Consider the following 12,488-nt stretch of genomic DNA (forward strand, 5'->3'; position numbering starts at 1 on the left):
GAATCCACTCCGCGTTCGGGAACCTTGCGCAAAGGAATGTGGCACGGGGAATGAGGTGGACACGTATGGCACAGTTCGACACCCTCGTCATGGGCGGAATCGTGATCGACGGCCGGAGGAACCCTCGCTCTCGCGCCGATGTAGCGATCAAGGACGGCCGTATCGCGGCGGTCGGCCGACTGGACCCGTCCGACGCCGAACGGGTCGTGGACGCGACCGGTCTCATCGTCGCACCCGGCTTCGTCGATCTGCACACGCACTACGATGCCCAGATATTCTGGGACCCTTACTGCACGATCTCCGCGTACCACGGTGTCACCTCGCTGGTGATCGGCAACTGCGGTTTCGGGTTCGCGCCCGTCAAACCCGAAGACCGTGACTACGCGATGCGGACGCTGAACCGGGTCGAGCAGGTTCCCTACGAGTCGATCAAGGCCGGAATGCCGTGGAAATGGGAAACCTTCCCCGAGTTCCTCGACGCCCTGGACGCCACCCCGAAAGGGGTGAACGTCCTGCCGTATGTGGGAGTCAACCCCCTGCTCAACTACGTGATGGGGAAAGAGGCCGCGAAGAGCCGTCCACCGACGGAGGAGGAACACCGCAGGATCGCCGCCACATTCGAGGAGGCACTCGAAGCGGGCGCCTGCGGCTGGTCGGCCATGCGGACACCGCCCGGCAGTTTTGCCTCCAACCACCGTGACCACGACGGAACTCCGTTCGCGAGCAACGTCATGGGAGACGAGACGGCATTCCTGCTGAGCGCGGTGATGAACGAACGCGGCGCCGGGTTCACTCAGCTCACGATAGGAACGGAGGACCTGGAGGCGGACAACCGCCACGTCGAGAAGCTGGCCGAGATCGGCGGGCGGCCCATCCTGTGGAACTCCCTCTTCCCCGACGGGGACATGCCCGAGTTCCACCGCTCCTACCAGCAGTGGTTCAACCGGTGCCGCGAGCGCGGTCTCCCGCTGTACTGCCAAGGCATGACGGTCGAGACGACCCTCACCTTCTCCTTGGACGACTGGGCGCTGTGGGACCACGACGACGCCTGGCGAGAGGCACTGGTCGGCGACACCGGACACCGCATCGCCGCGCTGTCGGACACGGGACTCCGCGAACGACTCAAGAAGCAGCCGCCCATCCTGTATCCCCCGGAACTCATCCGGCTGGCCGGCACGCAGCATCCCGACTTCAAGCCGTACGTCAATCTGCCCCTCACCGAAATCGCGGTGAAGCTCGGCAAGCATCTGATCGACGCACTGCTCGACATCTCCCTGGCCGAGGATCTCGCGACGATATGGGAGGTGCCGCTCCGTCCGCCTCCCGCGGACGAACACCTCCGCGAAATCGTCCAGGACCCGTTCGTCATCCCGGGGGTTTCCGACGGCGGAGCTCACGCCAAGATCTCCACGATGGCCCGCTTTCCCACCGAGCACATCCAGCGGTACGTACGCGAGAAGCAGTGGCTCACCCTCGAAGAGATGCACTGGAAGATCTCGGCGCTTCCCGCGTGGATGGCCGGATTCCACGACCGGGGGACGATCGTGCCCGGTGCACCCGCCGACCTGGTCGTCTACGACTTCGAAAACCTCAAGGTCCTGCCCCCGGAGGTCGAACACGACCTGCCGGGCGGCGAATGGCGGCGTGTGCAGCGGGCGGAGGGATACCGCTACGTCCTGGTCAACGGCGTGGTCACTTTTCAGGACGGGCAATGCACCCGAGCCACGCCGGGCCGGCTTCTGCGGCACGGAGTGGGAACGGATTGATCAGCGGCGGCATGGCAGAGGACGGCAGTTCAGCCTGAGAGGAGGGCGAGGGAATGCGGGTAAGCGCTGCCTCTGCAGCCGGTAGCGGGGTGGGTTCCGGAATGGCCCGGCTCATGGTGCGGATAGCGGACCGGGCGGTACTGAGCTGGGCACCGCTGAAGGTCCAACGCCGACTGGCCGAATTACCGGCATTGCGTCGGAGCACCGCACAGTGCCACGAGGGGGAGATCAACGGAGTGCCGGGGCTGTGGGTGCAGCCACCGGCATCAGCGCCCGGGGGAGTCCTGCTCTATCTCCACGGAGGCGGGTTCGTCCTCGGCTCGGCCCGCAGCTACCGCAGCTTTGCGGCAGCGCTCGCCAAGGCCGCCGGAATGCCGTGCTTTCTGCCCGACTACCGGCTCGCGCCCGCGCATCCTTTTCCCGCGGCTCCGCACGATTCCTTCGCGGTGTACCAGGGGCTGCTGGCATCCGGCTGGCCCGCCGAGCGCATAGTGATCGCCGGGGACTCCGCGGGGGGCGGACTGGCCCTCGGACTGGCCATGACCGTACGGGACCGGGGCCTGCCACCACCCGCTCTCGTCGCCATGCTCTGCCCCTGGCTCGACGTGACCCCGACCGCGCACGAAGACAGCGCGCGCAGGCCTCGCCCACCCCTCACGGCACGGACACTCCGCCGCTGGTCCCGCCTCTACGCCCGCCCCGCCCAGGCGGGCACCGCCCAGGCCTCGCCCCTGGTCGGGGACCTGCGGGGCCTTCCTCCCCTCCTGGTCCACTCGGCCGACGGGGACCTCCTGGCCACGGACGCCGACCGCCTGGAGGCGCTCGCCGCGTCCTCCGGCGTCACACTGGAACACAAGCGGCACGTGCACATGTGGCACGGCTTCCACCTCTTCACCGGGCTGCTGGGTGAATCCGACGCCGCTGTCACGGAATGGGGGGAACAGATCCGCCGTTCCGTTCCGATACCGCGCCGAAAGGCACAGGTGGCGATCGTCGGCGCCGGCGTGTCGGGAATATGCCTCGCCGCGAAACTCGCAGCCGCCGGCCTCGCCGACTACACCGTGTACGAGAAGGCCGACGACCTCGGCGGCACGTGGCGGGAGAACCGCTACCCGGGCCTGCGATGTGATGTCCCGTCCCGCCTCTACTCCTACTCGTTCGCCGCCGTCCACGCGTGGAAACGGCTGTTCTCGACCGGCAGGGAAATCCACCAGTACCTGCGGAACGTCGCCGCGGACCACGGGGTCCTGCCGCACATCCGTTACGGAGTGCAGGTGACGGCCGCGAGGTGGGACGAAACCCAATGGCGACTGGAGACAAGCGCCGGCCCTGCCACCGCTGACATCCTCGTGACGGCCACCGGCTTTCTGCACACCCCCCGAACCCCGGCAATTCCCGGACTCGACGCATTCGAAGGAGCACTGCGGCACGCGGCCCGCTGGGACGACTCCGCCGACCCCGCAGGACGCCGCGTGGCCGTCATAGGCACCGGCTCCACCGGCGTACAGCTCACCAACGCCCTGGCCGGAGACGCCGACCACCTCCTGGTCTTCCAACGCACCGCACAGTGGATCGCCCCGGTGCCCAACCCGCGTCTGGTACAGGCGGTCGGCCGCCTGTACCAGCGTCGGCCCGGTCTCGGCCGGGCGAGCCGACACTGCTTGAGGACGGCGTTCGAAGCGATCAGTGGAACCTCCCCCCTGCGTGCGGGCTGGGCCCGCACCGCGCTCTCGACCGCGTGCAGGCTCCACCTGCGGCTGGCGGTCCGGGACCCGGACCTGCGACGACGGCTGCGCCCCGATCATGCCCCCATGTGCAAACGGCTCATCGTGGACTCCATGTTCTACCGGTCGCTCCAGCGGGATGACGTCGAACTGGTCGACACCCCCATCGCGCGGATCGAGAAGAACGGGATCGTGACCGGCGACGGCCGCTTCCATCCTGTCGACATCATCGTTCTGGCCACCGGTTTCGACTCCCAGGCGTACGTCCGGCCGATGAAGGTCACCGGACTCGGCGGCCGGACCCTTGACCGGGCCTGGGCGAACGGCCCGACCTCCTACGCCAGTGTGGCCCTGCCCGGCTTCCCCAATTTCTTCATGATGATCGGCCCCTACAGCCCGGTCGGCAATCAGTCGCAGGTGACAACGGCGGAGACGCACGCCGACTACATCATCGGCTGGATCAGGACCCTGTACACGCTCGGCCCGGCCGCGGCGGTCATGCCGACCGTCCCCGCGACGGAAACCTTTCTCGCACAGGCCGACGCCGCGGCGTCACGGACGGTCTGGGCCTCCGGCTGCAGCAGTTGGTACCAGAGCGACAACGGCTCCCTCATCCTGTGGCCCTGGTCCCCGCGCAGCCACCGGAAATACCTGCGCCGTCCCCGCCTTGCCGACTTCGAATTCATCGACGTCACATCCGCAGGACCGAGGAGAGACGATGAAGTTTCGCGGTAAAACCGTTCTGATCACCGGCGCGGGATCGGGTATCGGTGCAGCCTGCGCCCGCCGTTTCGCGGAACACGGCGCGCGCGTCGTGGCCGCGGACCTCAACCCGGACACCGCCCGGAGCGTCGCGGAACAGCAGCCGAACCGTATCCGCGCGCTCCCGCTCGACGTCACCGACGCACACGCCACATACAACGCCATAGAGGAAATATCCCGGCAGGAAGGGGGATTGGACATCGCGGTGAACAACGCCGGTGTCATCGCCGAGCCCTCCCGGGTCCACGAAACGCCATTGGCGCACCTCCACCAGGTGATGGACACCAACTTCTTCGGCGTCTTCCACTGCATGCGTGCCGAGATCCCGCCGATGCTCACCGCGGGTGGCGGCGTCATCGTCAACCTCGCCTCGTTCGCCGCGACACGCGCGGTTCCGTTCGCCGCGTCCTATACCGCGAGCAAACACGCGGTAGCCGGACTCACCCGGGCCGCGGCTGTCGACTATGCCGATTCCGGTATCCGTGTGGTGGCGGTGTCTCCCGGAGTCGTCGACACCGCCATCACCAGTCACCTGCCGCAGGAGACCGTCACGTCGCGGCTTCAGCAGGCCGTTGATGCCCAAGCCATCAAACGCGCCGGGAAACCCGCGGAAGTCGCCACACTCATCTGCTTCCTGGCCTCCGACGACGCCTCATTCATCACGGGCAGCTGTCACTCCGTGGACGGTGGCTACACCGCCACCTGACAACCACCGGCCCAACGGCCGGGAACCGGCCGAACTCGACGCGAAGTACGCCAAGTACGCCAAGAATTGGGGGACCGACATGAGGCAGGACGAGCACCCCGGCACGGACGCCGCCTACCGCGTCCCTGATTTCACGCTTCCTTTCCCCGAACGGTCCGGCCCCTACGCAGAGACCGCATGCCGTGACGGCGACAGCTGGATCACCCGGGCCGGCCTGTTCCCCGACCCGGCGGTGCGAGCCAAGATCATGGCGGCCCGAACCGGTGATCTGGCGACACGCGCCATGCCGTTCGCCGATGAAGACATGGTCCTGCTTCTCAACAGGTGGATTCTGTGGACGCTCGCACTGGACGAGTTCTTCGACGGCCTTCCCTTCGAGGACCGGGTCACGGCCTTCGACCGGGTGTTCGGCGATGTGGCGGAGTCCCTCACCACCGGCAAGGCCGATCACCCGATGACCGTGGCCCTGGTCGAACTGTGGCGGGCGACGGTCACCCCCATGTCCGCCGTCTGGGAACGTCGCTTCCGCCGCAACACCCTGCGATTCATCCACGCCATGCGTGTGGAGTCTGTCCATCACACGTCTTCGCCACCGGGTATTCCCGACTACATCGCCGAACGCCGGTACTCGTTCTGGTGTTATGCCGCGATGGACCTGGTGGAGCGTGCCGAGATGTTCGACGTTCCGGTGGACGTCTACCGCAGTGAGCCCTATCAGGGGCTCTACGAGGCGGGAGCGGACATTGCGGGCTGGACCAACGATGTCTTCAGCGCACCCGCGGAACTGGCCAAAGGGGAAATGCTCACCCTGCCCGGCCTGCTCATGCTCCAACAGGGCTGTGCGCTACAGTCCGCCGCCTTGCAGACCCTCGGCCGTATCTACCGGCGCGTCGGTGATTTTCTCGACCACCAGGCACGTCTGCGCGTCCTGCTCGATGACCTGCGCTGTCCGGCCGAGGAACGGGACAGGGTGATCCGGTGTGCCGACGGAATCGCCACCTGGCTGGTCGCCAACCACGATTGGCACCGCAGATCCTCCCGCTACAAGTGACCGGACCTCACGCGCATGTCCACGGTCCGGAACCGGTGCCACCCACCCATGACCTCCCACCGGCCGAATGTGCCGACGTGCTGCACCAGACCACGACCAACTCCCGGGAACTCGCGACATGACACCTTCAGCACGACAGAGCCGTAGCCCTCGTTGGGACGTGATCGTGGTCGGTGCGGGACCGGCCGGTGCCACCGCGGCACGTGTCGCCGCGGAGCGGGGACAGCGGGTCCTGCTCCTCGAACGCGCCTCCTTGCCCCGCTACAAGACCTGCGGCGGAGGGCTGGTCGGCGCGGCGGTCGCCGCCCTTCCCCCCTCGTTCCGGGTCCCGTCTCTCGATCACATCGACCAGATCACGGTCAGCAACCGGTTCCGGAATCCGAGGACCGTCACGCACAACGAACCCACCGCCCATATGGTGTACCGCGCCGCATTCGACGCGGCCCTGACGGAAATGGCGGTCGAAGCCGGCGCGGTATTGCGCGAGAGCACCGTCGTCACCGCTCTCGAACCGGCTGCTCATTCCGTGACGGTCACCGTGGACAAAGGCCGCCGCCTCAACGCCCGGTGCGTGGTGGGTGCGGACGGAAGTTCGAGCCGCGTCGCCCGGCATGTGGCTGTCCGGTGCGAGCAGGTTGACCTGGCCCTGGAAGTGGAGATTCCCGTCACCGGCCCCGTCGCAAGGAACTGGCGGGGGCGGACGTTACTCGACTGGGGCGCCCTGCCCGGCTCGTACGCGTGGGTATTCCCCAAGGGCGATCAGCTCACGATCGGCGTACTCGCCCACCGTGGGCACGGCGACGCCACACGCGCCTACCTGCGCGAATTCCTCGCGGAAAACGCGCCGAGGGGAGTGGAACCCGTACGCCGGTCCGGTCACCTCACGCGCTGCCGGGCCCAGGACTCCCCGTTGTCGCGTGGACGGGTCCTCGTGGCAGGGGACGCGGCCGGGCTGCTCGACCCGATGTTCCGCGAAGGCATCTCCTTCGCTCTGCGATCAGGGTCCCTGGCCGGAGCCGCGGCGGCAGATGTCGCCGACGCGGAATCCGCTGCCGACGTCCGGGACGCGACCATCGTGTACGCCCGCCGGATCCACGAAACGCTCGGCGGCGAAATGCACGCGGGGCGCCTGCTCCTCGCCGCGTTCGAACGCCATCCAGGTCTCTTCCATACCGGCTTGACCCGCATACCACCGATCTCGAAAAAGCTCTTCGACTACGCAGCGGGGCGTACGACCATTCCCGAACTCGTAGGCGGCCCCCCGGGCCGGATGGCGCTGCACCTTCTCTCCCGAATGTAAATCCCCGGGGCCCGTCGGCCGCCGGTTCCACCGGCCCGTCCCATCGCGCCACGGGACACGCTGACGTCCGGAGACCGGTGGCACACGGAGGACACGATGAACCGACACACCACCTGCCCTCACGACGGGGCGGCCCCCGCAGGGCCGCCGCGCGCCGACGACCGGCCCGGAGCCGACGCCGTACATCCGGGACCCGGCTCTGCCCTGACAGCGGACGTGACCTCCCGGGACGGTCAGGCGCTCCGGCACGTGGCGGTCATCATGGACGGGAACCGGCGCTGGGCCGTGCGGCACAGCCGGACCGAGACCGATGCGTACCAGACCGGCGCCCTACGGGTGCACGATCTGATGACCTGGTGCGAGGAAGCGGGCATCGCGTTCGTGACGGTGTGGGCGCTGTCCCAGGACAACCTGCACCGTGGCACCGCCGCGGTGGACGGAATCGTCCAGGCAGTCAGAGACGGGGTCCGCGAGATGGCTGCCACACGGCGCTGGTGCATCCGCTTCATCGGCGCGCTCGACCAATTACCCCCGCAGCAGGCCACCGCACTGCGGGCCCTCGCGCATCAGACCCGCGATATTCGGGGCGTCACTTTGAACGTGGCTCTCGCCTATTGCGGCCGCAGCGACATCGTCGACGCAGTGCGTGCGCTGGTCGAGCAGAAAACCGGCCCGGCGTGTGACGGAGCAGTCACCGAGGACCGGCTCACCCAGCATCTGTCCACCGCCGGGCAGCCCGATATCGACCTGGTCATCCGCACCTCGGGAGAACAGCGCCTGTCCGGCTTCATGCCCTGGCAGACCGCGGAAGCAGAGCTCTATTTCACCTCCACCCCGTGGCCCGACTTCGACCGCGCCGACTTCGAGAAGGCGCTGCAATGGTACGCGGATCGCGACCTCCGGTTCGGCAGGTGAACCACCGGTCCACCTCCGCACCGGGGCGGCACCGTTCTCGGCACGTTGTGGCGCCGCGCCGTGCGGCGCGCGCTCAAGAACCGACGTCGTCGGAAATGATGTTGCACATGAATGATCCCCAGCACACCAGCAAGGACGGTCAGCGTGCTCCGTCGCGTCGGCTGAAAACGATGGTCGGCCGTGACCCGGAAGAGCACGGACGGGTTTCCTCACCGCTGGAGCTCCTGTTCGACCTCACGTTCGTGGTCGCCGTCGGCACCGCGAGTACCCACTTCGCCGAGATGGTCGCCGAAGGGCACGCGGCGCAGGCGGTCACCGCGTTCGTACTGGCGATGGTGGCGATCAGCGTGGCCTGGATCAGCTTCAGCTGGTTCGCCTCCGCCTTCAGCACCGACGACTGGCTCTACCGGGCCCTGACGATGGTGCAGATGATCGGTGTCGTCGTGTTCACGCTCGGCCTGCCGGCCATGTTCCACTCGGTCGAGGAGGGCGGACACCTCGAACTGCGGGTGATGGTCATCGGGTATGTCGTGATGCGGATCGCGATGGTGTCGCAGTGGTGGCGCGCCGCCCGGCAGTCCCCCTCGTTCCGGGACGTCGGGAGGGCGAACATCCGCTGGACGGTGGTCGCTCAGCTCGGCTGGATCGTGGTCGGATTCGCACATCCGCCGCTCGCCGTCGCGTTCGTCGCCTTCGTCGTACTCGGGGCGCTGGAACTGCTGCTGCCGGTGCTCACCCAGGGCCGCGCGGGTGGCACGCCCTGGCATCCCCACCACGTCGCGGAGCGGTACGGCCTGTTTGCGATCATCGTTCTCGGCGAGGGCGTCGTCGGCACCGTGGCCTCGTCGGGCGGCCTCCTCGGTGGTGCGGACGGTACGCACTGGAGCGGCGACGCGATTGCCGTCGTCATCGCCGGCGTCGGGCTGACCTTCGGCATGTGGTGGGTCTACTTCGCCACTCCCTTCGGCGACGTCCTCGTACACCGCCGCAACCGCGGATACCTCTTCGGCTACGGACACATCCCCCTGTTCATCGGGATCGCCGGGGCGGGCGCCGGGCTGCACGTGGCCGGACTGCAACTGGAACACCACTCCGAGCTCAGCGGCGTCGCCGTGGTCCTGTCCCTGGCCATCCCGGTCGGCCTCTACCTGCTGATGGTCTACCTGCTGCACGCCCTGCTGCTGTCCGCGGCAGACCGCTTCCACCTGCTGCTGATCTCCCTCACGCTCGTCGTACTCCTCGCGGCCGTCCTGCTGTCCTCGGCCGGTGTCCCGATCGCGGTGTGCTTGCTCATCATCATGCTCGCCCCCTTCGTCACCGTGATCGGCTACGAAACGATCGGCCACCGCCACCAGCAACAGATGCTGGAAAGGCTGGAGGAAGCCGATACGCAGGATCAAGAGGCCGATACGCAGAATCACTGATGGCACCGGCACCGGCACCCGACAGCGCACAGCCCCGCTCACCCCATCGGGAATCCTGCGGTCAGGTCCGCCCCTCTTTTCTCCGAGTCTGCTCACGCGCCGCCGTGCGGGTTCAACGCATTCACGCTCCCCGCGGTGCAGGTCCTTGTCCCGCCCTGTGCGCGCAGGCTTCGGTAGAGGGGGGCCTCGGCTGCTGCCGACGTCGGCGGTAATACCTGTCAGGCCCTTGGTGTTCAACAGCCGAGAGAGCAGGATTCATGAATGGTGGTTGCCACCCGTCTCGTGGGCGTGAGCCGAACGGCCTTCGAAGGCCGACCGGGGTACTGGGACGGGCCGTGACCCTTCTCGATCTCGTGGCTGACGCACGGGAGCCTGCTTCGCTCTCCGACTTGGCCAGGGGGGCCGGTCTGCCCAAGAGCACCACCCACCGCCTGCTCCTCGGCCTGCGCGAACACGGCCTGGTGCGGCGGGACGGCAGGGGATATCAGCTCGGTGCCCGCCTGGCTGCCGCGGATCCGCTCCCCGCATGCGTCCAGCACCTCCTTCACCCGTATCTGGTGCAGCTTCATCACATGACGGGGTTGGTGGTTGTCCTGGGAGTCCTGAGGCAGGACCAGTGCGTGATCCTGGACGCGGTCTTCCGGCCCGGCCAGGAGCAGATGTCACCTGTTCGGGGTGAGCGGAGCCCTGCCCATCACACGGCCCTGGGAGTGGTCAGCCTCGCGTACCGGGCGTCGGACACGTCGCCCTCCGACATCACCCATGACCAAAGGCGAAAGGTCGCCGAGACCGGAGCGGCCTCGCAACGCATGCGAGGACGGTCGGGCCTGGCGGAGTTCGCCGTGCCCATATTCAGCGGCAATCGCCGTCCCCTCGCGGCATGCGGGCTCATCCACCGCAGTAACCGCCCCTTGGACCACCCCCAGCGCGTGGCCCTTCATGCCACTGCTCGACGTGCGGCACTGGCAGTCCGTGCGCAGTCCGCGGAGTACCGGGGGTGAACGTCCCTACCGGGCATTCCTTTTCATCCGGGCCACCGCCACCGCCAGGGGAACCACCGTCGTGGACAATTTCGTGCCCCTCGAAACGCGCTGCTTCACTCCCGCCTTGACGGGGTCGCCCAAGTTGGTCCGGGCCTGGACGGTGAACTGGCGGCCGGCCACGTCGTCGAGCAAGGACTGCAGCTGGCCCGGTATCGCGTTCATCATGGCGAGAACGTCGGTGGACCACTGGGCGAGCTGGTCGGGAGCGGCGGCCTCGCGCCACAGGTCCAGCAGGATGCCTTCCAGTACGCTCCGGAGCGCTTTGGCGAGTTTGAGTTTCGGGTAGATGTACCGCACGCAGCCTTCGATGTTGGCGACGGATTTCCCGGCGATCGTGGCTGTCGGGGTCACCTGTATGCCGCGGGCGGTGGAGTATTTCACGACCGACATGAAGGCGACGCCGAAGTTCAGTTCCTCCAGGGTGGCGTCGTGCCAGTTGGGCAGCACACGGGCGACGTCGCCGGCGAAGGCGGTGCTGTTGCTCCAGGGCGTCAGCGACCCCAGGTTGATCCACTGCCGGGCCAGGCCCGCCCCGTCGTTGCGGGCAAAGGCCAGGAGCGCCCCCAGCAGGGCGGCGCTCGTACCCCGGTCGATGCGGCCCACCATGCCCCAGTCGATCAGATACGCCTTGCCGTGCTCGTTGACGATGACGTTGCCCGGATGCGGATCGGCGTGAAAGAAGCGTTCGACGAAATAGGACCGGAACATGAAGGAGACCAACTCGTACGACAGCTTCTTCCGCTGCTTCTTCGTCAGGCTGTCGGGCTTGACCTTGTTGATCGGCACCCCGTCGGCGAAGGACTGGACGAGCACCCGCGGCGTGGCCAGGATGACTTTCGGCACGGCGATGTGCTTGAAGCGTTTCGCAATCTTGCGTGCCTTCTTCATGTTGCGGGCTTCGAGGGTGAAGTCGAGTTCGTTCTTCATGATGGTGAAGAGAACTTCGAGGATGGCCTTGACGTCGACGACCTCACTGAAATGAGGGGCACTCCTCGCGATGAGCCGTGCCACCTTGCGCAGCACATCCATGTCCCCCGCGACGGCCTCCCGGGCACCCGGGCGCTGTACCTTGACCGCGCACGGAGTGCCGTCGGCCATGACGCCTTTGTAGACCTGCGCGAGGGAAGCCGCCCCCAGCGGCTCGTCGGTCCGGATACTCTGGAAGTGCTGCCTCCAGCCGGGCCCGAGTTCGTCTTCCAGGACCGTCTCGAATCCGGCGAACGGAGCCACGGTGGCCTCGTCGTTGAGGAGTTCCAGCTCGTCCCGTACATACTGCGGCACGAAGTCCGGACGCGTCGCCAGGATCTGCCCCACCTTGATGTACAGGGGGCCGAGTTCTTCCAAGGTGGTGCGGATGTTGACCGCCCGTTGCCGCTTGGCGTCGGGCCCGTCCGGTATCCCGGTCTTCTTGAACCGGGCGTGTGCGGTTCGTGCGGCCTCGCTGCAGACCGCGCGCAGAGCGATGTTGGCAGTGCGACGCGTACGCCCCTTGGCCATACTCACCTCATCCGTGTCGAGTGTCCCGGAGGCGTACGCACCCGATTGCTACTTGTCGTTCGCGGGGTTCTTGTCGGCGGCCATGTGGTGGGTCAGGTACTGGATCTGTGCGGTCAGCGCCCTGATGTCCCTGTTGTTCCGCCGGGCCAGCTTCTGGGTGCTCTTTTTCTTCTTCTTGCTCCGGAAACCGCGCCGGAGCGCCTTGCGGGTGTCCTTGTTGATATCGCCCGTGCGGTCGATCGCGATGTCGAGCAGGTTCTTCCTTCGCCTGGCCATGCGGCCGTCCTTTCCGTACGTCTG

10 protein-coding genes are annotated in these 12,488 nt (G+C 67.3%); 8 read left to right on the forward strand and 2 right to left on the reverse strand.

Features of this window, described 5'->3' with window-relative positions; translation table 11 throughout:
* The first annotated feature begins 65 nt into the window (after positions 1-65).
* The 8 genes from A6A06_RS21410 to A6A06_RS43960 all read left to right on the forward strand — a co-directional run bounded on the left by A6A06_RS21410 (position 66) and on the right by A6A06_RS43960 (position 10,649).
* Positions 66-1,766: an N-acyl-D-amino-acid deacylase family protein gene (locus A6A06_RS21410; protein ID WP_073762873.1), complete on the forward strand. Its 1,701-nt coding sequence runs from the start codon at positions 66-68 to the stop codon at positions 1,764-1,766.
* Positions 1,767-1,867: 101 nt separating this feature from the next.
* A complete protein-coding gene (locus tag A6A06_RS40975) occupies positions 1,868-4,225 on the forward strand; it encodes an alpha/beta hydrolase fold domain-containing protein (protein WP_199931039.1) in 2,358 nt (785 codons plus the stop codon).
* Positions 4,158-4,958, forward strand: coding sequence for an SDR family NAD(P)-dependent oxidoreductase (locus A6A06_RS21425; protein ID WP_242440860.1), 801 nt, complete (start codon positions 4,158-4,160; stop codon positions 4,956-4,958). The genes A6A06_RS40975 and A6A06_RS21425 overlap by 68 nt, the downstream gene beginning before the upstream one ends.
* Positions 4,959-5,037: 79 nt before the next feature.
* Positions 5,038-6,009 carry a terpene synthase family protein gene (locus tag A6A06_RS21430; RefSeq protein ID WP_199931040.1) on the forward strand — a complete coding sequence of 324 codons (972 nt, stop codon included), beginning with the start codon at positions 5,038-5,040 and terminating at the stop codon, positions 6,007-6,009.
* 118 nt (positions 6,010-6,127) lie between these two features.
* Entirely contained in the window at positions 6,128-7,309 is a 1,182-nt protein-coding gene (locus A6A06_RS21435; protein ID WP_073762876.1) for a geranylgeranyl reductase family protein, read from the forward strand.
* 249 nt (positions 7,310-7,558) lie between these two features.
* Positions 7,559-8,224, forward strand: a complete 666-nt coding sequence (uppS, locus tag A6A06_RS21440; RefSeq protein ID WP_199931041.1) for a polyprenyl diphosphate synthase — start codon at positions 7,559-7,561, stop codon at positions 8,222-8,224.
* Positions 8,225-8,331: 107 nt separating this feature from the next.
* On the forward strand, positions 8,332-9,648 hold the full coding sequence (locus A6A06_RS21445; RefSeq protein ID WP_073762877.1) for a low temperature requirement protein A: 1,317 nt from the start codon (positions 8,332-8,334) through the stop codon (positions 9,646-9,648).
* A 257-nt stretch (positions 9,649-9,905) separates the two neighbouring features.
* Positions 9,906-10,649, forward strand: a complete 744-nt coding sequence (locus A6A06_RS43960) for a helix-turn-helix domain-containing protein (RefSeq protein ID WP_073762878.1) — start codon at positions 9,906-9,908, stop codon at positions 10,647-10,649.
* 6 nt (positions 10,650-10,655) lie between these two features.
* Here the strand turns inward: A6A06_RS43960 and A6A06_RS21455 are convergent, their stop codons facing one another.
* The gene (locus A6A06_RS21455) at positions 10,656-12,188 is read right to left on the reverse strand and encodes an ABC1 kinase family protein (RefSeq protein WP_079194196.1); all 1,533 of its coding nucleotides are present in this window, start codon (positions 12,186-12,188) and stop codon (positions 10,656-10,658) included.
* 48 nt (positions 12,189-12,236) lie between these two features.
* Positions 12,237-12,464 carry a hypothetical protein gene (locus A6A06_RS21460; RefSeq protein ID WP_073762879.1) on the reverse strand — a complete coding sequence of 76 codons (228 nt, stop codon included), beginning with the start codon at positions 12,462-12,464 and terminating at the stop codon, positions 12,237-12,239.
* Positions 12,465-12,488: the final 24 nt, after the last annotated feature.

The organism is Streptomyces sp. CB02923, assembly GCF_001905005.1.
Lineage (GTDB): Bacteria > Actinomycetota > Actinomycetes > Streptomycetales > Streptomycetaceae > Streptomyces.

What these genes read in the sequence shown, in the direction of transcription:
- A6A06_RS21410 (WP_073762873.1), top strand. Translation starts at nt 66, where the DNA reads ATGGCACAGTTCGACACCCTCGTCATGGGCGGAATCGTGATCGACGGC.
- A6A06_RS40975 (WP_199931039.1), top strand. Translation starts at nt 1,868, where the DNA reads ATGGCCCGGCTCATGGTGCGGATAGCGGACCGGGCGGTACTGAGCTGG.
- A6A06_RS21430 (WP_199931040.1), top strand. Translation starts at nt 5,038, where the DNA reads ATGAGGCAGGACGAGCACCCCGGCACGGACGCCGCCTACCGCGTCCCT.
- A6A06_RS21435 (WP_073762876.1), top strand. Translation starts at nt 6,128, where the DNA reads ATGACACCTTCAGCACGACAGAGCCGTAGCCCTCGTTGGGACGTGATC.
- A6A06_RS21445 (WP_073762877.1), top strand. Translation starts at nt 8,332, where the DNA reads ATGAATGATCCCCAGCACACCAGCAAGGACGGTCAGCGTGCTCCGTCG.
- A6A06_RS43960 (WP_073762878.1), top strand. Translation starts at nt 9,906, where the DNA reads ATGAATGGTGGTTGCCACCCGTCTCGTGGGCGTGAGCCGAACGGCCTT.
- A6A06_RS21455 (WP_079194196.1), bottom strand. Translation starts at nt 12,188, where the DNA reads ATGGCCAAGGGGCGTACGCGTCGCACTGCCAACATCGCTCTGCGCGCG.
- A6A06_RS21460 (WP_073762879.1), bottom strand. Translation starts at nt 12,464, where the DNA reads ATGGCCAGGCGAAGGAAGAACCTGCTCGACATCGCGATCGACCGCACG.